The organism is Gammaproteobacteria bacterium, assembly GCA_028817225.1.
In the GTDB taxonomy this organism is placed as follows: Bacteria; Pseudomonadota; Gammaproteobacteria; order Poriferisulfidales; family Oxydemutatoraceae; genus Oxydemutator.
The window spans coordinates 14,447-34,752 of the sequence record JAPPQC010000015.1 but is presented as its reverse complement, the minus strand read 5'-3'; the positions used below and the strand labels follow the sequence as shown (position 1 = coordinate 34,752).

Annotated in this window: 19 protein-coding genes; 6 read left to right on the top strand and 13 right to left on the bottom strand. The window is 65.3% G+C overall.

The window, feature by feature from the left end:
• The 9 genes from OXU50_02195 to OXU50_02155 all read right to left on the bottom strand — a co-directional run.
• A partial coding sequence (locus tag OXU50_02195) for a S8 family serine peptidase (GenBank protein MDD9868695.1) occupies nt 1-2,143 on the bottom strand: 2,143 nt, incomplete at its 3' end.
• A 214-nt stretch (nt 2,144-2,357) separates the two neighbouring features.
• The gene (locus OXU50_02190) at nt 2,358-4,808 is read right to left on the bottom strand and encodes a TonB-dependent receptor (GenBank protein MDD9868694.1); all 2,451 of its coding nucleotides are present in this window, start codon (nt 4,806-4,808) and stop codon (nt 2,358-2,360) included.
• A gap of 13 nt (nt 4,809-4,821) precedes the next feature.
• A complete protein-coding gene (locus OXU50_02185) occupies nt 4,822-5,238 on the bottom strand; it encodes a hypothetical protein (protein ID MDD9868693.1) in 417 nt (138 codons plus the stop codon).
• Nucleotides 5,239-5,491: 253 nt separating this feature from the next.
• Nucleotides 5,492-5,860, bottom strand: coding sequence for a hypothetical protein (locus OXU50_02180; protein ID MDD9868692.1), 369 nt, complete (start codon nt 5,858-5,860; stop codon nt 5,492-5,494).
• A 181-nt stretch (nt 5,861-6,041) separates the two neighbouring features.
• Nucleotides 6,042-6,485: a hypothetical protein gene (locus OXU50_02175; protein ID MDD9868691.1), complete on the bottom strand. Its 444-nt coding sequence runs from the start codon at nt 6,483-6,485 to the stop codon at nt 6,042-6,044.
• An 82-nt stretch (nt 6,486-6,567) separates the two neighbouring features.
• Complete coding sequence (locus OXU50_02170) at nt 6,568-7,044, bottom strand: hypothetical protein (protein MDD9868690.1); 477 nt, start codon at nt 7,042-7,044, stop codon at nt 6,568-6,570.
• Between the two features lie 271 nt (nt 7,045-7,315).
• Nucleotides 7,316-7,726 carry a hypothetical protein gene (locus OXU50_02165; protein MDD9868689.1) on the bottom strand — a complete coding sequence of 137 codons (411 nt, stop codon included), beginning with the start codon at nt 7,724-7,726 and terminating at the stop codon, nt 7,316-7,318.
• A 263-nt stretch (nt 7,727-7,989) separates the two neighbouring features.
• Entirely contained in the window at nt 7,990-8,376 is a 387-nt protein-coding gene (locus OXU50_02160; GenBank protein ID MDD9868688.1) for a hypothetical protein, read from the bottom strand.
• A 267-nt stretch (nt 8,377-8,643) separates the two neighbouring features.
• A complete protein-coding gene (locus OXU50_02155) occupies nt 8,644-9,012 on the bottom strand; it encodes a hypothetical protein (protein MDD9868687.1) in 369 nt (122 codons plus the stop codon).
• A 273-nt stretch (nt 9,013-9,285) separates the two neighbouring features.
• Here OXU50_02155 and OXU50_02150 point away from each other — a divergent pair, with 273 nt between their 5' ends.
• The 3 genes from OXU50_02150 to purD all read left to right on the top strand — a co-directional run bounded on the left by OXU50_02150 (nt 9,286) and on the right by purD (nt 13,264).
• Entirely contained in the window at nt 9,286-10,191 is a 906-nt protein-coding gene (locus tag OXU50_02150) for a LysR substrate-binding domain-containing protein (protein MDD9868686.1), read from the top strand.
• Nucleotides 10,188-11,900, top strand: coding sequence for a bifunctional phosphoribosylaminoimidazolecarboxamide formyltransferase/IMP cyclohydrolase (gene purH, locus OXU50_02145; protein ID MDD9868685.1), 1,713 nt, complete (start codon nt 10,188-10,190; stop codon nt 11,898-11,900). The genes OXU50_02150 and purH overlap by 4 nt, the downstream gene beginning before the upstream one ends.
• 92 nt (nt 11,901-11,992) lie before the next feature.
• The gene (gene purD / locus OXU50_02140; protein ID MDD9868684.1) at nt 11,993-13,264 is read left to right on the top strand and encodes a phosphoribosylamine--glycine ligase; all 1,272 of its coding nucleotides are present in this window, start codon (nt 11,993-11,995) and stop codon (nt 13,262-13,264) included.
• A 20-nt stretch (nt 13,265-13,284) separates the two neighbouring features.
• Here purD and rho read toward each other — a convergent pair whose 3' ends face one another.
• Together rho and trxA are read right to left on the bottom strand one after the other, a co-directional pair.
• Nucleotides 13,285-14,541, bottom strand: a complete 1,257-nt coding sequence (rho, locus tag OXU50_02135; GenBank protein ID MDD9868683.1) for a transcription termination factor Rho — start codon at nt 14,539-14,541, stop codon at nt 13,285-13,287.
• Between the two features lie 169 nt (nt 14,542-14,710).
• Entirely contained in the window at nt 14,711-15,043 is a 333-nt protein-coding gene (trxA, locus tag OXU50_02130) for a thioredoxin (protein MDD9868682.1), read from the bottom strand.
• Nucleotides 15,044-15,130: 87 nt separating this feature from the next.
• On the opposite strand from trxA, the gene OXU50_02125 reads away from it, so the two are divergent.
• Complete coding sequence (locus OXU50_02125; GenBank protein MDD9868681.1) at nt 15,131-15,946, top strand: M14 family zinc carboxypeptidase; 816 nt, start codon at nt 15,131-15,133, stop codon at nt 15,944-15,946.
• A 24-nt stretch (nt 15,947-15,970) separates the two neighbouring features.
• On the opposite strand, the gene OXU50_02120 is transcribed toward OXU50_02125, so the two are convergent.
• On the bottom strand, nt 15,971-17,191 hold the full coding sequence (locus OXU50_02120) for a L,D-transpeptidase family protein (protein ID MDD9868680.1): 1,221 nt from the start codon (nt 17,189-17,191) through the stop codon (nt 15,971-15,973).
• Nucleotides 17,188-18,078, bottom strand: a complete 891-nt coding sequence (locus OXU50_02115) for a tetratricopeptide repeat protein (protein MDD9868679.1) — start codon at nt 18,076-18,078, stop codon at nt 17,188-17,190. Before OXU50_02115 ends, OXU50_02120 begins: the two co-directional genes overlap by 4 nt.
• Nucleotides 18,079-18,201: 123 nt before the next feature.
• On the opposite strand from OXU50_02115, the gene OXU50_02110 reads away from it, so the two are divergent.
• Nucleotides 18,202-19,068 carry a complex I NDUFA9 subunit family protein gene (locus OXU50_02110; protein MDD9868678.1) on the top strand — a complete coding sequence of 289 codons (867 nt, stop codon included), beginning with the start codon at nt 18,202-18,204 and terminating at the stop codon, nt 19,066-19,068.
• Between the two features lies 1 nt (nt 19,069).
• The gene (locus OXU50_02105; GenBank protein ID MDD9868677.1) at nt 19,070-20,233 is read left to right on the top strand and encodes a multifunctional CCA tRNA nucleotidyl transferase/2'3'-cyclic phosphodiesterase/2'nucleotidase/phosphatase; all 1,164 of its coding nucleotides are present in this window, start codon (nt 19,070-19,072) and stop codon (nt 20,231-20,233) included.
• Nucleotides 20,234-20,306 lie beyond the last annotated feature (73 nt).

Genomic DNA, 20,306 nt, shown 5'->3' with positions numbered 1-20,306 from the left:
GGCCGGGCCGGTGCGCCCACAGCAGCGCCGCGGCGCCTGCGACATGAGGCGCCGCATAAGAGGTTCCGGACCGGCTGCTCGTGGTGTCGGCGCCCGTGTCGTGGCTGACAATCCGGATATTGTCTATGTACACTCCGTCATGATTGGTTGCGGCGTTGGTGTCCAACCGGAACCTGAAACGGAAATCTCTTTTATAGCCCCAGGCCGGTATGGCGACGGACATCTCCCGCCACCCGTTGAAGCCGCTCCAGGCCTCTCTTGTCGTCCAGTTCATCGTGGAGTTGCGGGACATTTCGAGGTACAGCACATCACAAAATCTGCAAGGCACGTTCACGTTGCTGCCGAATCTGTACTCAAGAGCGGTCCTGATGTCGGCGCGGAGAAACAGCCAGACCTCTCCGGGCGTGGAGGCGCTCAGGTCAATCGGCGGAGATGTCAGCGAAATGTTTTGGTCACCGGCGTAAAGTCCACCGGGATTGCCGGCGCTGCGGGGACTGTCGGTCCAGGAATAGAGGCCGCCAACCTTTTGTTCCGTCGTCCGTCCCCAGGGCGGGTCCGCTGTCCATCTCGCGGCGTCGGCGGCGGATTCCGTGCTGTCGGGGCCGTCGGGGAAAATTTTGACGCCGGAATCCGGCGAACCTTTTCGCGACTGGGGGCGCCACGCATAGAGGCTCGGTATCCCCGCCGTCGGAATCTCGCTGCCGGGGGCCGTCAAATCAACCGATGTAATCCCGTAATTGCCGATGACTTGCCGGCCTCTGACGGTTTGAGACGCGACCGCGATGAGATGATCGTGGTCGAAACATGCCGGGGCATCCGTTGGTTGGCCCGGCAAGTCAATATCTCTCCCTGCGTTGCCTGAGGATGTGACGAACAGAATGTCCTCTTCCCCGAGCCTGGCAATTGACCTGTACAGCGAAAGCAGCGCAGATACCCTCGGGCAGTCCTCCTTCAAGTTCACCGTGAAGCCGATACTGAGGTTCACCACCTTGATATTGATGTTTCTTTCTCTTCTCATTTTCACGATGTAGTCTATGCCGGTTATAATGTAGCTGCTAAGGCCCCTGTTATCGCTTTCTATGGCCTTGATGCTCATAATCCGTACATTCCAGTTGATGCCCGCCAGCAGCGCGTTGTTGTTGCCGCGTGCGCCAATCACGCTGGCCACCCCTGTGCCGTGCCCGGTGTCGTCCCAGGGGTCTCCCCGGCGGATGTCTGCGACTCCCTCAATGGTGGCGTTGACGCCGTAGATGTCGTCAACATAACCGTTGCCGTCGTCGTCAATGTTGTTGTTCGCGATTTCGCTGCTGTTGACCCACAGATTGGGCAGCAGGTCCAGATGGCTGTAATCAATGCCGGAGTCTATCACCGCGACCACAATCTCTTCGCTGCCGGTGGTGTAGGCCCATGCCTCGGGCGCGTCCACATCCACATCGCCGCTTTGGTTGAGATTGTGCTGGATACCGAAATCCGGGTCGTTCGGCACGACCCGGCCTCGCGCCTGCACCACGCTGTCCCTTGAGGCGGACTCCACCGACGGGTCTTCGGCGATGATTTGGCGCAGATGATCCAGATCCCAGCCGACCGGCACTTCAACGATGGTGATATCGAGCGCCCCAAGGTGGCTTATTTCCACTTCCTGCATCGCGGCCAGCAGCGTGAACGCGCCGCCGCGCATTTCGGCCATGCCGGGGCGGCGTGTGACGAGCAGGCGCTCGCGTTTTCCGTCAATCGCCGCTTCGGACGGCGGCATGGACGCGCTCTTTATCTGTTGCAGCGCCTGTTTCATGCGCTCGACCGTTTCCGGCGGGGCGGACGGCGTTGGCGTATCTGCGGCAGAGTCATCGGCGGAAGGCGTTGGCGCAGACTCTGCCAACGGGCCGCCCGCGGACGGCATTGGCGAAGACTTCACCGGAACACCCGCAGACGGCGCCGACGCCGATTGTTGCGCCGCCGAATCATCCACCGCAGACGCCGGAACCTGCCCCGCCGCCGGAATCCCCACAACCGCCTCCGGCGTCTCACCCCACTGGCCGGACACCCACACCAGCACCGCCGCCAGCGCAGCAGCGACGCCCGCGCCGCCCGCAACGGCGCGCCATGCCTTCCGTGATGTCCCGTTGTTGTCCTGCCAGCGTTTCATCAATTCATGCCCTCTCTGCCGGGCGCGGCAGCGCGCCCGGCGCCGCCAGCCTTTATTTTAGAGAATGACAGGGAAAAATTGGCAGGTTCGCGGCCCGGCGCCTTCATTGTTGCCGCCGTTTCCGGTGCGCCGCCGCGCCGCATGGTTGGCCGGGCCGCCGCGCCCGCCCGCCGCCGCCCCGCACGACAGAAGGGGCGCCGCGGCCCGCCAACTGTCAGAACGAGACTTTCAGGCTGGTGAAGTAAAACCCGCCGTTGTAGTCGAAGGGCGAGGCGCGCCGGTTGTACGGGAAAATGCCGTTGAACGAATTTTCCGGCAGGTTTCTTTCCGGGCGGGTGTCGAGCAGGTTGTTGACGCCGACGGTCCAGTCCACATCCGCGCCGAAATGGTGCGTGTATTCAATGTCGGCAAGCCATCTCGCGCCGTAGGTCTGGCGCACGGCGTCGTAGTTGGAAGTCACGCTGCCGTAGCGGTTCAGCCGCAGCGTCAGGTCGTGCACGCCCAGCAGGTAGTGCGCCTGAAACTTGTAACTCTGGCGCGGGTGCCCGCTCTCAATGTAGCCGACCTCGTTGGCGCTGAACAAATCGGTGCCCGCCGTCAGCCCCGCCGGCAGGTCAATGCCGCCCTCCACCTCGCTGGAATTGACATTCGCCGCGCCGGTCAGTTTCAGCGACGCGCCGTGATCAAGCCAGTGCGACCACTCGGCCACGACATCCACGCCGCGCGTGCGGGTGTCTATCGCGTTGGTGAAGAACTGAAAGCGCAGGCCGCTGATGTCGGCCAGGTTGAAGCCGTAGTCCCTGTTGAGGATGGCGAGCGCCGCGGCTTGCAGTTCGGGGCGGATTTGGTCGCCGCCGAGCCTGCTCGACAGCACGATGCGGTCGTCCACCTCAATCAAATAGGCGTCCACCGACAGCGACAGGTTGTCGAAAGGCCGCGCGACAAAGCCGAGACTCAGATTGAACGATGTCTCCTCCTTCAGTTCCTCCACGCCGATGGCGCGCGCGAAGGCGGCCTCGTTGCGCGCGGTCAGCGTCTCCCTGGCCACGGTCACGCCGTTTTCCACATTGAACTGCGTGCTGACATTGTCGAAGTAATGCTGCGCCAGCCCCGGCGCGCGAAACCCCGACGACAGCGTGCCGCGCAGCGCGAAGCGGTCGGAGAATTCATAGCGCGCGCTCAGCTTGCCGTTGAGGTCGCTGCCGAAGTCGCTGTAATCCTCGTAGCGCACCGCGGCGCCTGCGCGCAGGCGCTCGGAAAGCCAAGTTTCGGCGTCAATGTAGAAGGCGTGGTTGTGGCGGCTCTCGTCGGCCTCGTTCTCGGGGCGGAAGCCCGGAAACACCTGTATCCCCGGCGTCCCCGGCGTGCCGTCCTGGCCGTTCTCGCCGCCGTCGCGGTAAGAGTCCGGCTCGCCCGCCTTGATCTCGTATTCATCCCTGCGGTATTCGTAACCGGCGGCCAGGTTCAGCGGTTCGGCCAGGCCGATGTTCAGCGGCCTCACCGCGTCGAGGTTGAAGGTCGTCTGTCCGAACACCAGTTCGCCGGAGTCGGCGGAACGCGGGCTGTTGTCGCCGAGCGACACATTCAGCGAGTTGGTCACGCGAAACTCAAAGGTGTTTCTGCCGTGCGTCACGCTGGCGTCCACATCCCACTCGCCGAGTTGTGTGCGCGCGCCGACAGTCAGCGAGGCGTCTTCAACATCGGTGTTGATCATCGGCAGAAAGCCGTCCGGGTAGATGTTCGGGCGGTTGCGGCGGTCGAGCGCGCGGCGGTAGAAGCCGCCCGCCTGCGTGTCGCGCCGCGACCATATCCCGGAGGCGTAGAGCGTCGCGTCGGCGAGCGGCATTTCCGAATTGAAGGCCAGGTACGAGTTGTCGGACTCGGCGTCGCCGAAGCGGTGGTTGAGGCGGTCGAAGGCGGCCTCCCTGCCGCTGGTCAGCGTGCACGGGTCGCTGTACTGGCAGCGCGGGTCGTCGCCTGCGCGGTTGGTGCGGTTGCGCCCGCGCCGTTCAAGCGACAGGTTCAGAAAGCCGCCGCCGGCCAGCGCCCAGCCGGTGTTGACGCTGTGGCGCCGCTGGTCGCCGTCGCCCTGGTAGGTCTCGCCGAAGTAGTTGTACACCTCGGTCGCCTCGGTCTGCCGTTTCAGCACGATGTTGATGATGCCGGCGATGGCGTCGGAGCCGTATTGCGCCGAGGCGCCGTCGCGCAGCACCTCAATGCGCTCGATCGCGCTCGGCGGAATGGCGTTGAGGTCGGTGCCGGCGGAGCCGCGCCCGACCGAGCCGTTGATGTGTGTCAGCGCGCTGTTGTGGCGGCGCTTGCCGTTGACCAGCACCAGCACCTGGTCGGGGTAGAGGCCGCGCAGCGTCGCCGGGCGCACCGCGTCGGTGCCGTCGCTGATGGTGGAAACCGAGAAATTGAACGACGGAATCAGCGCCTGAATCAGGCGCGAGGTCTCGGTGATGCCGGTGCGCGCAATCTGCGCGCCGGTGATGATGTCCACCGGCGCGGCGGTGTCGGTCACGGTGCGCGGCTCGGCGCGCGAGCCGACGACGACCAGCCGCTCGACTTCTTCCGCCGACGCCGCGAATGCCGCAAAAAAAGACGCCGCCAATCCGAGAAAGGCGGCGTTTGTCTTGCCGGTCAGGTTGGTCCCTTGTGGCACGCTACTGCGGCATTTACGCAGCCGCGCCATCAGCGGGTGTGTTTTGGGATTCGGCAATCATGGCGCCGCCGGCGGCGGCGGCTCCGGCGCCCACTGCGGCAGCCGCTCCGACGGCCCCCGCCGTTCCTATCAGCCCAAGCAGGCCGAACAGGAAAAACAGTCCGCCCGAAACGCCCGCCATTTGCTCGTCACTGAGTTGGTTGACGGCGTCTTCCAGGCCCCGGTAGCCCGGCACGCAGATGTTCAGCGTGTCGGCGGTGTTTTGCACCGCGCGAACCTCCATTGAGGCGGGAAGGGCGCCACCTTCAAACGCCGTCGCGGCGTCGGCCTTTATTTGCGCGAGGAAGCCCCTGTCCACAGCGCATTTCTTCGCCCAGATGACCGAGGCAATCTCGTTGGTTATCGGCAATTGTGTGTTTGTTTCCATCATTGACTCCTGATTAGTAAGGGTTAATCGGGATGCTGTCATTCAGATTACCCCCTTGCCCGTTGTTGTCAAGTTTTTTGCCCGCTGACAAAGGTTTCTGAACGGCTGAATCGCCGCCGGCGCCGTGCAAACCGCCATTTTCCGCCGTTCGCCGCCCACAAAAAAGGCGCCGTCAACCCGGGGGAAGACGGCGCCTGTCGCGGTGTTTCGCCGGGCCGCTGCCGGACATTCAGCGGATGAAAGCCCCGCGCCCTTGTTAGATTTCTGCGCCGGCGGAGGCGGCTATTCCGACGCCTGCCGCTGCGGTAACACCGGCGCCGACTGCGCCGAGCACAAGGAAGGGAATAAACCAGAAAATCCCGCCCGAGACTCCGGCCATTTGCTCATCGCTGATTCGGTCCACTGTGCCGTCATTCAGTACCCCGTAGTCCGGAACACAGATGTTCAGCGTGTCTGCGGTGTTTTGCACCGCGTGAACCTGCATTGAGGGTGTCTTTCCGGCAAACGCTTTCGTTGCCGGGTCGGCTTTCATTTCCGTGAGGAAATTGCCGTCCTCAAGGCACTTCTTTGCCCAGATGACCGAAACAATCTCGTTGGTCGCCGGCAGTCGTGTTTTTGCTTCCATTGTTCGTCTCCTGTGTTTAAAGGTTGATTGGAATGTTGTCATGCAGATTATTCCCTCTCCCGTCCTTGTCAAGCCTTTTGCCCGCTGACAAAGGTTTCTGAACGGACAGGCCCGCCGCCGGCCATAAAAAAGGCGCCGTCAGCCCGGGGGAAGACGGCGCCTGTCGCGGTGTATTGAATGCCTATTCTTCCCCTGCGGCAAGTCCCTGCATGACATCCCACACGAATATCTGCCGGCGGTTGAAAGAAAGCGCTGCGCTGCGGGAGACCTGTTCCCCCGTCGGATGTGCGGCGCGAAAGTCGTCCAGTTGCCCCTGGTAGTAGTTCATCGTGCGGACAATATCTTCCCGCCCGGGGACGAAACTGAATCCGCCCGCGACCCCGTCCAGCGCTTCGTCGCCAAGCACCTCGTCAAGCGTGGCTTCATAATGCGGCACGCAGATATGCAGCGTGTCCGCGGTGTTCTGCACCGTGCGGATTTGTTCGCCGGGAAACCCCCTGCCGAGGGTTTTGGCCGGGTCGGAATGAACTTTCCGCGCCCATGCCTTGTCTTTCAGGCATTTCTCGGCCCACACCACCGAGGCGATTTCCTTGGTCATCGGCAGTTGTGTCGTTTTCGTTTTCATCTGATGGTCTCCTGTCAATGAAGGTTTGCCGGGCCGCCGCGGGATATTCACTGATGAAAATCCCGCGGCATTGCGACATGGGTCAGCCCGTGTCATCCACATCGTACAACCCGGTGCCTTGATTGAAAGCGCCGACGCCGGCGGCTGTTCCGACGGCCACCCCTGCGGCAACAGCGGCGCCGCCGGCGGCGGCGGCGGCTGTGAACGCACCGCCGGCGCTGGCAACGCCAATCGCCGCCGGAACGGCGGCAACTGCGACGGGTATGCCGATGAAAAGCAGGGGGAGTATCCCGCCCGAGACATCCGCCATGTGCTTGTCGGCAAGCCGGTCAAGCGTGCCGTCGTTCAGCGCCGCATAGTCCGGAATGCAGATGTTCAGTGTGTCCGAAGTGTTTTGCACCGCGCGGACCTGCATTGAGGAGGTTTTCCCGCCAAACGCCTTCGTTGCCGGGTCGGCTTTTGTTTCCGCGAGGAGGCTTCTGTCCTCAAGGCACTTCTTCGCCCAGATGACCGAAACAATCTCGTTGGTCACCGGCACTTGTGTGTGTGTTGTTCCCATTGTTTCCCTCCTGATTGGTAAAGGTAAATCGGAATGTTGTCATGCAGATTATTCCCTCTCCCGTTGTTGTCAAGCCTTTTGCCCGCTGACAAAGGTTTCTGAACGGACAGGCCCGCCACCGGCGCCGCGCAAACCGCCATTTTCCGCCGTTCGCCGCCCACAAAAAAGGCGCCGTCAACCCGGGGGGAGAGCGGCGCCTGTCGCGGTGTATTGTCGGCCCGTTGCGGGACTTTCATCCGGTGAAAGTCCCGCAGCGGCATTGCGGCATGAATCAGCCGTCCGTGTTCTCGTCGAAGGCGCCGGCTGCTGATGCTATTCCAACACCGGCGCCTGCCACTGTCGCCGCTGCCCCGTACACGGCACCGGTTACTGCGCCGGCGGTGGCGAGGCCAATCAAAGGCAGAAGGAAGAAAAGCCCGCCCGCGACTCCGCTCATTTGCTCTTCGCTGAGCTGGCTAAGCGTGCCATCGTTCATCGCCTTGTAGTCCGGCACGCAGATGTTCAGCGTGTCCGCAGTGTTTTGCACCGCGTGAACCTGCATTGAAGAGACCTTTTCGCCAAGCGCCTTCGTTGCCGGGTCGGCTTTTATTTCCGCGAGGAGATTTCTGTCCTCGAGGCACTTCTTTGCCCAGATGACCGAAGCAATCTCGTTGGTCACCGGCAGTTGTGATAATGTTTCCATTGCTTGCCTCCTGTAAAAGGTTGATTGGAATGCTGTCATGCAGATTATTCCCGCTCCCGTCTTTGTCAAGCCTTTTGCCCGCTGACAAAGGTTTCTGAACGGACAGGCCCGCCACCGGCGCCGCGCAAACCGCCATTTTCCGCCGTTCGCCGCCCACAAAAAAGGCGCCGTCAACCCGGGGAAGACGGCGCCTGTCGCGGTGTTTTGTCGGGCCGCTGCGGGGCATTCACCGGGTGAACGCCCCGCAGCATTGCAGCATGGGATTATTCCGTGTTCTCGTCGAAGGCGCCGGTGGCGGCGGCTGTTCCGACGGCCGTCCCCGCGACGACAGCGTGGGCGGCTGCGACACCACCGATGGCAAGCAGAGGCAGCAGGAAGAAAAGCCCGCCGGAGACTCCGGCCATTTGCTCATCGCTGATTTCATCAATTGAGCCGTCGTTCATCTTTTGATAGTCCGGCACGCAGATATGCAGCGTGTCGGTGGTGTTTTGCACCGTGCGAACCTGCATCGAAGCGGAAGGGCGTTCAAGCACCTTCGCGGCGGGGTCGGCTTTTATTGCCGCAAGGAGTTTCCCGTCCTCGGCGCACCTCTTGGCCCAGACGACCGAAGCAATCTCGTTGGTCATCGGCACTTGTGTATTTGTTTCCATTGTTCGTCTCCTGTATTTAAAGGTTGATCGGAATGTTGTCATGCAGATTATTCCCTCTCCCGTTGTTGTCAAGCCTTTTGCCCGCTGACAAAGGTTTCTGAACGGACAGGCCCGCCACCGGCGCCGCGCAAACCGCCATTTTCCGCCGTTCGCCGCCCATAAAAAAGGCGCCGTCAACCCGGGGGAAGACGGCGCCTGTCGCGGTGTTTCACCGGGCCGCTGCGGGACATTCACCGGGTGAACGCCCCGCGGCATTGCGGCATGGGGTTATTCCGTGTTCTCGTCGAAGGCGCCGGTGGCGGCGGCTGTTCCGGCGGCCATCCCTCCGGCAATAGCGATGCCGGCAATGATGGGAATAAACCAGAAAAACCCGCCCGCGACGCCGGCCATTTGCTCATCGCTGATTTCGTCAATCGAGCCGTCGTTCATCTTTTGATAGTCCGGCACGCAGATATGCAGCGTGTCGGTGGTGTTTTGCACCGTGCGAACCTGCATCGAAGCGGAAGGGCGTTCAAGCACCTTCGCGGCGGGGTCGGCTTTTATTTCCGCGAGGAAGTCCTTGTCCGCGGCGCACTTTTTCGCCCAGATGACCGAGGCAATCTCGTTGGTCACCGGCAGTTGTGAGATGGTTTTCATTGTTGTCTCCTGTAAAAGGTTAATGGGAATGTTGTCGTGCAGATTATCCCCCCATCTGCCCTTGTCAAGCCTTTTGCCCGCTGACAAAGGTTTCTGAACGGATGAACCCGCCGCCGCCGGCGCATGAACCGCCATTTTCCGCCGCTTGCCGCCATTCGGCGCGTCCCGCGCCCGCCGGTTGCGCGCGGCCCATCATTTGCTAAAATCAATGGCGAGCCGCCCAACAATCGCTTTTCAGGGATAATCCGGGGGCGCGACAGGGACAACTCCGCCATGACAAGACAACCGACGCTGCGCCAACTGGCCCTTCTGGTGTCGCTGCACACCCACCAGCATTTTGGCAAGGCGGCGCGCGCCAGTTTTGTGTCGCAGTCCACATTCAGCCTCGCCATCAAGGAACTGGAATCGCAGTTGGGCGCGACGCTGGTGGACCGCACCAGCCGCAAGGTGCTGTTCACCTCGTTCGGCAAGGAGGTCGTCGAGCAGGCGCGCGTGGTGCTGCGCGAGACCGACCGCCTGGTTGAAATCGCGGGCCGCGGCAAGGAGCCGTTCACCGGGCGCCTGCGCCTCGGCGTTATTCCGACGATCGCGCCGTTCGTGCTGCCGGCCATCCTGCCGGATGTCCGCCGCCGCTGGCCGAAACTGGAACTCTCCATCCGCGAGGACCTGACGCGGCGCCTGCACGATGAACTGCTTGCGGGGCAACTGGACCTGATTCTGATCGCGCTGCCGTTCGACCTGAAGGGCACCGACACGCTGACGCTGTTCAAGGACCGCTTTCTGCTCGCCTACCGCAAGGGCACGAAGTTGTTCGACCCGGAGCACTACGACGAAAAGACGCTGCCGGACAACAGCATCCTGCTGCTCGAGGACGGCCATTGCCTTCGCAACCAGGCGCTTTCGGCGTGCAGCGTCCGGCACATTGAAAAGATCAGCCCGTACAGCGCGAGCAGCCTCTACACGCTGGTGCAGATGGTCAACAACGACCTCGGCATCACCTTCGTGCCGGAACTGGCGCACGCCACCGGGCTGCTGGCGCGCACCCATGTCGAGACGATGGAAATGCCGCGCAGCGCCTACCGCGAGATCGGTTTCGCATGGCTCAAGGGCACGGTGCGCGCCGGCGAGTACCGCACTTTCAGCAAACTGTTCGGCAAACTCGGCGCGGGGGCCGGGTGAGCGCGGCGCGCAGCCGCCCGCCGCCGGTGGCGCGCGCGCTGCTGAGCGTGTCGGACAAGACCGGCGTTGTCGCCTTCGCCCGCGGCCTGCAAGCCGCCGGCGTCAAGATTCTGTCCACCGGCGGCACCGCGCGCGCGCTGCGCGAAGGCGGCGTTGAGGTGCGCGATGTGTCCGCTTACACCGGTTTTCCGGAAATCATGGGCGGGCGCGTCAAGACGCTGCACCCGCGCATTCACGGCGGCCTGCTGGCGCGCCGCGGCGAGGACGACGCGGTGATGCGCGAACACGGCATCGCCGGCATTGATCTGCTGGCCGTCAATCTGTATCCGTTTGAGCGCACCGTCGCGCGCGGCGCGCGCCTCGCCGAGGCGGTCGAGAACATTGACATCGGCGGGCCTGCGATGGTGCGGGCGGCGGCGAAGAACCACCGTTTTGTGACGGTCGTCACCAACCCGGCGGACTACGACGAGGTGCTCGGCCTGATTCGCGCCGACGGCGGCGTCGGCGACACCCGCCGCCTGGAACTGGCGGCGGCGGCGTTCAGCCACATTGCGGCCTACGACCGCGCCGTCGCCGCATGGCTTGCCAGGCGCCGCGCGACAATGCCGAAGACGGCGGACGCTGCGCCGCAAACGGCAGACACCGCACCGCAGGCAATGGACACCGTATCGCAGACGCCGGACGCTGCACCGCAAATACCGGATGCCGCACCGCAAACGCCGGACACTGCATCGCAGACACCGGACGCCGCGCCGTCGCCGGACAATCTGCCGCAGGCCTGGGGCGGCTGGCCGCAGGCCGCGCGGCTGCGTTACGGCGAAAACCCCCATCAAATCGCCGCGCTGTACAGCGGCGGCGGCGGCCTCGCCGGCGCCAGGCAGTTGCAGGGCAAGAAACTGTCGTTCAACAACTATCTCGACGCCGACGCCGCCGTCCGCGCGGTGCGCGAGTTTGCCGACCGGCCCGCGTGCGTCATTGTCAAGCACGCCAACCCGTGCGGCGCGGCCTGCGCCGACAGTCTCGCCGAAGCCTGGCGGCGCGCGCGGCAGACCGACCCGCAGTCGGCGTTCGGCGGCATCGTCGCCTTCAACCGCGCGCTTGACGCCAACACCGCGCGCGCGATGACGGAGCAGTTTGTCGAGGTCGTCGTCGCCCCGCAGGTCGCGCCCGACGCCTTGTCCGTGCTGGCCGCCAAACCGGCGCTGCGCGTGCTGGCGCACCAAGCCATGTTCAGCGACGACGACGGCCTTGATGCGCGCGCCGTCGCCGGCGGCGTGCTGGTGCAGCAGGCCGACACGCGCCGCGTCGGCGCCGCCGACCTGAAGACGGTGACGCGCCGCAAGCCAAACGAACGGGAAATTGCCGACCTGCTGTTTGCGTGGCGCGTCGTCAAGCATGTCCGCTCCAACGCGATTGTGCTGGCCGCGGACGGGCGCACATCGGGCATCGGCGCCGGCCAGATGAGCCGCGTGGATTCGGTGCGCCTTGCGGTGGACAAGGCCGCGCGCGCGGGCTGCGCGCTGGCCGGCGCGGCGATGGCGTCGGACGCCTTCTTTCCGTTTGAAGACGGCGTTGTCGCCGCGCACGAGGCCGGCGTCGGCGCCGTCATTCAGCCGGGCGGCTCGGTCAACGACCGCAAGGTCATCGCCGCCGCCGACGAGCGCGGCATGACGATGGTGTTCACCGGCGTGCGCCATTTCAGGCACTGAGGGCCGCGCGCCGTGGGTGACATGAAGGCATGGATGGCCGGCGGCGCGATAAAAGGCGCCCGGCTTTTCAGGCCGCGCGCGCTGGAACTGCGATGGATGTACTGATTGTCGGCGGCGGCGGGCGCGAGCACGCGATGGCGTGGAAGATTGCGCGCGGCGCGCAGGCGGGCACCGTCTATGTCGCGCCGGGCAATGCCGGCACGGCGCTGGAGGACGGCGTCGCCAATGTCGCAATCGCCGACGACGACATTGAGCAACTGTGCGCGTTCGCGCACGAGCGCGGCGTCGGCCTGACGGTGGTCGGCCCGGAGGCGCCGCTGGCGCAGGGCATTGTGGATCGCTTTCGCGAGCGCGGCCTGGCGATTTTCGGGCCGACGCGCGCCGCCGCGCAACTGGAATCTTCCAAGGTTTTCTGCAAGGACTTCATGCAGCGCCACGGCATTCCGACGGCGGCGTGGCGCAGTTTCAGCGACGCGCGCGCGGCGCAGGCGTTTTTGCGCGAATGCCCGCTGCCGGTGGTCGTCAAGGCCGACGGCCTCGCCGCCGGCAAGGGCGTTGTCGTCGCGCATGAGCGCGCCGAGGCCGAACGCGCGGCGCGGGAGATGCTGTCCGGCGACCGTTTCGGCGACGCCGGGCGGCGCATCGTCATCGAGGATTTTCTCGAGGGCGAGGAGGCGAGTTTCATCTGCCTTTGCGACGGGCGCTCGCTGGCGCCGCTGGCGGCGTCGCAGGACCACAAGGCGCGCGACGACGGCGACGCCGGGCCGAACACCGGCGGCATGGGCGCGTATTCGCCGGCGCCGGTCGTCACCGGCGAGGTGCGCGAGCGGGTGATGCGCGAGATCATGCGCCCGGTCGTCGCCGGCCTCGCCGCCGACGGCATCGAGTTCACCGGCTTTCTGTACGCCGGGCTGATGGTGGACGCACAAGGCGGCGCGCGCGTGCTGGAGTTCAACTGCCGCCTCGGCGACCCGGAAACCCAGCCGCTGCTGATGCGCCTGCGAACGGATTTGCTGGAATTGTGCCTCGCCGCCGTCCACCGGCGACTGGACGGCGCCGTCGTTGAATGGGACGAACGCACCGCGCTCGGCGTCGTGCTTGCGAGCGGCGGCTACCCCGGCGCCTGCGACACCGGGCATGTCATCGAGGGATTGGACAGTGTTTCAGAAGGCGACGCCAAGGTCTTTCACGCCGGCGCCCGGCTTGACGGCGGCGTTGTCAGAACCAGCGGCGGGCGCGTGTTGTGCGTTACCTCGCTCGGCGGCGATGTTGCCGAGGCCCGCGAGCGCGCCTACCGCGCCTGCGAGCGCATCCGCTGGCCGCGGCGGTTTTTTCGCACCGACATCGGCCACCGCGCGGTGTAGTCCGCGCGGCGCGGGCGGCGTCAGCCTTTCATCGCCTCGAAGAATGCGTCGTTGGTCTTGGTCGCCTTCATTCGGGTCAGCAGGAATTCCACCGCCTCGGCGTCGTCCATCGAGTTCAGGAATTTCCGCAGTATCCAGATTTTCTGCAGTTCGTCCGGGTCAATCAGCAGTTCCTCGCGGCGCGTGCCGGAGCGCTTGATGTTGATGGCGGGGTAGATGCGGCGCTCGGCGATGCGGCGGTCGAGGTGCATTTCCATGTTGCCGGTGCCCTTGAATTCCTCGTAGATGACCTCGTCCATCTTTGATCCGGTGTCAATCAGCGCCGTCGCCAGTATCGTCAGGCTGCCGGTGCTGTCCACATTGCGCGCGGCGCCGAAGAAGCGCTTCGGGCGGTGCAGCGCGTTGGCGTCCACGCCGCCGGTCAGCACCTTGCCCGACGACGGCGCCACGGTGTTGTGGGCGCGCGCCAGGCGCGTGATTGAATCAAGCAGGATGACGACATCCAGTTTGTGCTCCACCAGCCGCTTGGCCTTCTCGATGGCCATGTTGGCGACCTGCACATGGCGGTGCGCCGGTTCGTCGAAGGTGCTGGAGATGACCTCGCCGCGCACCATGCGCTGCATTTCGGTGACCTCCTCGGGGCGCTCGTCAATCAGCAGCACCATCAGATAGACATCCGGGTGGTTGGCGGCGATGCTCTGCGCGATGTTTTGCAGCATGATGGTCTTGCCGGCCTTCGGCGGCGACACAATCAGGCCGCGCTGCCCCTTGCCGATGGGCGACACGATGTCAATGATGCGCGCGGTGATGTCCTCGGAACTGCCGTTGCCGCGCTCAAGCCGCAGGCGGTCGTCGGCGTGCAGCGGCGTCAGGTTCTCAAACAGCACCTTGTTGCGCGTCTGCTCCGGCGGCTCCATGTTGATGGTCTCTATCTTCAGCAGCGCGAAGTAGCGCTCGCTTTCCTTCGGCGGGCGTATCTTGCCGGTGATGGTGTCGCCGGTGCGAAGTTCAAAGCGGCGTATCTGGCTCGGCGACACATAGATGTCGTCCGGCCCGGCGAGGTAGGAGTAGTCGGAAGAGCGCATAAAACCGAAACTGTCGGGCAGAATCTCGAGCACGCCCTCGCTGTAGATGTCCTCGCGGTTTCTCGCCGTCGTCTTCAGGATGGAGAAGATGATGTCCTGGCGCTTGGCGCGCGACACATTCTCGATGCCGAGCGACTCGGCCAGCGAGGTCAGTTCGGCGGCGGGCTTTTTCTTCAATTCAATGATGTTCATGGTCATGGTCGGGGGTTCCTCAGGGTTGATGGCAGGGGTTGGTGGCCGACTTTCGGGGCCGGCGGGAGGGCGGAATCAGGCGCACCTTCGCGGGTGCGCCGCCAGTATGACACGCCGCCACGCGCATTTCAAGCGGTGACAAAGGTGTCTGAACGGTTGCGGCGCGGCGTCAGAGTGTCTGGTCAATGAAGGCCGTCAACTGCGAGCGCGTGACGGTGCCGACGCGGGTGTTCTCGACATTGCCGTTCTTGAACAGCAGCAGCGTCGGAATGCCGCGGATGCCGTAGCGCGGCGGCGTGTCGGGGTTGGCGTCCACATCCAGTTTGACGATTTTCAGGCGGCCCTCGTATTCGGGCGCGATTTCCTCAAGCAGCGGGCTGATGGTCTTGCACGGCCCGCACCACTCGGCCCAGAAATCCACCAGCACCGGAATCTCGGACTCCAGCACCTCGCGCTGAAAATCGGCGTCGCTGGTGCTGGCAATGTGCTCGTTTGTTGCCATAATGGCCGTAGTATATAAAAATTCTGTGCGATTGTGATGCCCAACTTCCCGTTTTTTCCATTATTGGCGCTGGTGGCGCTGGCGGCAATGGCCACGCCGCCGCCCGCCGCCGCCGCCGCGCCGCAGGCCGGCGCCGCCGAGGTCTGCCGCCTGATTGGCGGCAAACTGTCGTCGGTGTCGGTGGCCGAGTGCCTCGACCGCGGCCTCGTTGAAAGCGGCGTGCGCACGAGCGGCGGTTTGCCGCTGCTCTACAAGGAGTACCCGCCGCTCGGCGCGCGCAAGCCCAACGCGCGCGTGCTGCTGATTGGCGGCACGCACGGCGACGAATATGCGTCGTTCAGCGTCGTCTTCAAATGGATGGCCATTCTCGACCGCCACCATTCCGGCCTGTTTCACTGGCGCATCGCGCCGGCGGTCAATCCCGACGGCCTGCTGGAGAGTCCGGCGGTGCGCCCGAACGGCGGCGGCGCCGACCTGAACCGCAACCTGGCGAGCAGGGACTGGGATGAAAAGGCGCTGCATTACTGGCGCAACCACACCGGCGGCGACCGCCGCCGCTACCCCGGCCCGCGCGCCGAAAGCGAGAGCGAGACGCGCTGGCTGGCGCGCGAAATCCGCTCTTTCCGGCCCGATGTCATCGTCTCGGTGCACGCGCCCTACGGCGTTGTGGACTACGACGGCCCGGCGGACATCGCGCCGCCCGCGGGCCTCGGGCCGCTGCCGTTTCTTGATTTGCCGACCTTTCCGGGGTCGCTTGGGCGCTACGCCGGCGAAGACCTCGGCATTCCGGTGCTGACGATTGAACTGGCGTCGTCGCGGCGGATGCCGGACGACGCCGACTTGCGAACCATCTGGGTGGATTTGGTGCGCTGGCTGCGGCTTCATATCCGCGCGCGCGGCTGAACGCCGGGCGCGCCGGACGCGGCCCTAAACGCGGCCCTCGAAGACGATCTTCCAGGCGCCGTTTTCCTTCTTCCAGAACTGCTGCTTGCGGTAGGCGATGTTGTAGTTGTTGCTGCGGTAGTCCTGGTTGAAGCGCGCGACGAACAATTCCGGCGTCTGCGAATACATCAGCAAGTCAATCTCGCCGACGCCGACTTTAATGAAGGTCTTGGCGCGCGCGTTGCGCCGCGTGCGCGCCGTCATCTGCCGGTAATCCTGCTTGCCGTCGCGGTAGTCGCCGGAGTAGTGCGCGAGGTATTTCTCGACATCAAGGCTTTGCCAGTCGTCCTGCCACTGCCGGATGGCGCCGAGCAGGCCGTCGCGCCTGCGCTGCCAGTGTTCGCGTTCAAGCCACGCGACATCGCTCGCCAGTATCACCGGCGCGCCGCCGAGTTTCATTCGCCTGAGTTCGCCGATGACCTCGTTGCTGGCGACGATGCAGCCGCGGCTCGCCTGCGGCGGGCGGCTGTAGGTGATGCGCGGCACGCCGTGCAGCCAGATGCCGTGGCCGCTGCGGCGGTGGATGCGGTCCCATGCGTTCGGGTAGTCGAGCGGCCAGGCGCCGGCGCCGTAGAGTTCGGCGAGGCCGTCGTCGTTAAGGCGATGGGTGATGCGATAGACGCCGGTCGGCGTGCGGTTGTCGCCTTCGCTGTTCTTGTCCATGCCGCCCTTGCCGTAGGAGGCGTAGTAATCGGCGACCAGCAGCGGCGCGTCGCGGTGGTTTTCAAACAAATACAGGCGCGAACGCGCGGCGTCGAACAGCAGTGCGTGGCGGTGGCGGTCGGACAGACGGACGATGTTGGCGGGCAGGTGTTCGCCGTCGGCGGGGCGGTGGCGCACGCGCGCCTTCGCCTCGTTGAGCAGGTCGGCGAGGCGGCGTTTGGCGCCGTCGCCGAGCGGCAGCAGCGCCTGCTGCTGCGCCTGCGCCGCCAGCAAATCGGCGTAGGCCATCGCCGCAATCCGGAAGTTCGGGTGCCGTTCAAGCAAGCCGGACAGCGTTTCCAGCGCCTCCTGCCCGCGGCCCGAGACGAGCGATTCAATCGCGCGGTTCAGTTCCACTTCGGCCTGCTCTCTTGCGACCGCGCCATTGTTTGGCACGCTGTTCGGCACGCCGTTCGGCGCCGCGCCCGCCGTCGTCAGCCAGATGGAGACGGCGACCGCCGCCGCTGTGATGCTTGTGTTCGCGCTTGTGTTCATCGCCGTCATTGCCGCCGGATGACCCGTTCGCGCGTAATCTTCCAGCCGTCGCCGGTGTTTTGCAGCGACATGCGCTTGATGACGGTGCTGGCCAGCAGGTTGGAGCGGTAGGCCTGCTGGAAGACGACCTGGGCCGAATCGCCGTCGTTGTCGCGGATGGCGAGGTTGGAGATTTCAACGCTGATGCGGCGCGGCCCGAGGATGCGCTCGCGGCGCTGGCGCCGCCAACTCTCGTGGTCGGCGCCGGCGCGTGGCCGGTAATCGGGCGCGTAACTGGCGAAATAGCCGTCAAGGTCCTTGCCGGCCCAGGCCCGCGCCCAGCGCTCGATGCTCGCGGCAATCAGCGCGTCGCCGTCGCTGGTGTCGCGCGCAGGCGGCGCCGGCGTTTCTTCCGGTTCCTCAATCAGCGGCTTTTCCAGTTCCGTCGCCGACAGCACGACATCGGACAGCGCGCCGGTTGTTGCTGAGGCCGCCGTCATCGCGGCGGCGGCGCCGACCGCCTCGTACTGCGGCGCGGCGACTTCAACCGAGTCGAGCGACAGCGCGCGCTTGTACGCCTGCGACGCCCGGTGCGCGTAGAGCGCGCGCAGGTTTCTGTGGCTTGTGGCGATGGCCGGGTCGGTGGCGATGGCCTTTTCCAGCAACCGCGCCGCCAGGTCAAACTGGCCGAGGCGGGCGGCGATGATGCCGAGGTTGTTGAGGATGCCGGGGTTGTCGGGGTGGTCCTCCTCCAGTTGCTTGAACAGGCGGTGCGAGCCTTCCAGGTCGCCGGCGCTGAACTGCGCCAGCGCCCGCCGGTACAGCGGGTCCTCGGTTACATTGGCGGCGGCGGTGGTCAGCGCCAGCCAGCAGCCCAGCGCCGGCGGCCACCGGCGGTTTTTGATCAAGCGAAACATGCGGGTTTTGTCCGGTCTCCTGCAACCATTTACCATACCATACACCCGCGCAACTGTGCTAATGTGCCATCTACGCTTCAGGAGGTTTCCCATGGATACACCCCGTTCACCCGGTTCACGAGTATGCGCGCGGCGGTCATCGGCGGCGGCGGTTTTGTCGGCACGGCGCTGACCGCCGAACTGCGCCGCCGCGGCGTGGATGTGCGCGTCGTCAGCCGCCGCGCCGGCGCCGCCGACGGCGGCGTTGAATGGCGCGTCTGCGCGTCGGCGCGGCAACTGCCGCAGGCCGTCGCCGGTTGCGACTGCGTTGTCAACCTGGCCGGGATACTGAACAAGCGCCATTTTCACGCCGACGATTTCCGCCGCGTTCATGTCCGTTTGGTGGAGGACATCGTGGCCGCCTGCCGCGCCGCCGGCGTTGCGCGCCTGCTGCATGTCAGCGCGCTGAACGCATCGCGCAACGCGCCGAGCGAATACCTTCGCAGCAAGGGCGAGGGCGAGGATTGCGCGCACGCCGCCGACGGCATCCGCACGACCAGTTTTCGCCCGTCGGTGATTTTCGGGCGCGGCGACTCGTTCCTGAACCGCTTCGCGGCGCTGCTGAAATGGGCGCCCGGCGTGTTTCCGCTGGCCTGCGCCGACACGATGTTTGCGCCGGTTTTTGTCGGCGATGTCGCGCGGGCGATGGCCGACAGCCTGGATGACGACGGCGCCGGCGGCGAGCGCATGCCGCTGTGCGGCCCGCACGACCGGTCGCTGCGCGAGATTGTCGAATACACCGCGCACCTGAGCGGCAGGCGCATCAATGTCGTCGGCCTGCCCGACACATTGTCGCTGATGCAGGCGCGCGTGTTTGAATGCCTGCCGGGCAAGCCGTTCAGCGTGGACAACTACCTGTCGCTGCAAGTGGACAGCGTTTGCGACGACGGGCGGCGCTGCGCCGTCTCAATGGAGGAAGTGGCGCCGGACTACATCGGCGCGGCGCGCTGACATGGAGGTGTACCGCGTCGGCGGCAGCGTCCGCGACGAACTGCTCGGCCTGCCTGTGCGCGAACGCGACTGGGTTGTCGTCGGCGCGACGCGCGACGACATGCTGGCGCGCGGTTTCAAGCCGGTCGGCAGGCACTTCCCGGTGTTCATTCACCCCGAAAGCGGCGAGGAATACGCGCTTGCGCGCACCGAGCGCAAGACCGGCCACGGCTACCACGGCTTTGCCTTTGACGCCGAGCCGGGCGTCACGCTGGAGCAGGACTTGTCGCGCCGCGACCTCACCGTCAACGCGATGGCGCGCACCGCCGACGGGCAACTGGTGGACCCGCACGGCGGGCGCGGCGACATCAAGGCGCGCACGCTGCGCCATGTCTCGCCGGCCTTCGCCGAGGACCCGGTTCGGATTCTGCGCGCCGCGCGTTTTGCCGCGAAACTGCACGACGCCGGTTTCACGGTCGCCGACGCGACGATGACGCTGATGCAGGCGATGGTTCAGTCGGGCGAGGCCGACCATCTCGTCGCCGAGCGCGTCTGGCAGGAAACGGAGAAGGCGCTGGCGACGGCGCACCCGTCGGTCTTTTTCGATGTGATGAAGCGCACCGGCGCGCTGGCGCGCGTGCTGCCGGAAATGGAAGCGGCGGCGAACGACACGGACGCGATGCGCGCGCTTGACGAGGCCGCCGCCGCGCGCCACCCGCCGGAGATACTGCTGGCGCTGCTGGCGTGTTTTGCGTTGCCGTCGGTGTCGCAGCAGTCGTTGCAACAGCCGCCGCCATCGGCATTGCAGCAATCGCCGCTGGTGTCGCTGTGCGAGCGGCTTAAACTGCCGAACCGTTACCGCTGGCTGGTGTCGGCCACCGGGCGTTTTCTGGAGCCGCTTGGCCGCGCCGACGCGCTGTCGCGCGAGGAACTGCTTGACCTGCTGGAAGGCGCCGACGCATTACGCAAGGGCAAACGCTTTGAGGCGCTGCTGACGGTTTGCGCGCTGGCGCGCGGCGCGGCGCCCGCCGGCGCCGGGCGTGTCCGGCGTGCGCTGCGCGCGCTTGCGGCGATTGATTTCGGCGCCGCGCTCGCCGGCAGCGACGACGGCGCGGGCAATGCCGGCGATGTCAAACAGCGCGTGCGCGAACTGAAACTCGACGCGCTCAAGGCGACAGGAAGATGAACGGCAGTCGCCGGACAGCGGTCGGCATCGCCGCGCCACGCTGCGCGGGCGGCGAAACAGCGCGAACGGAAAC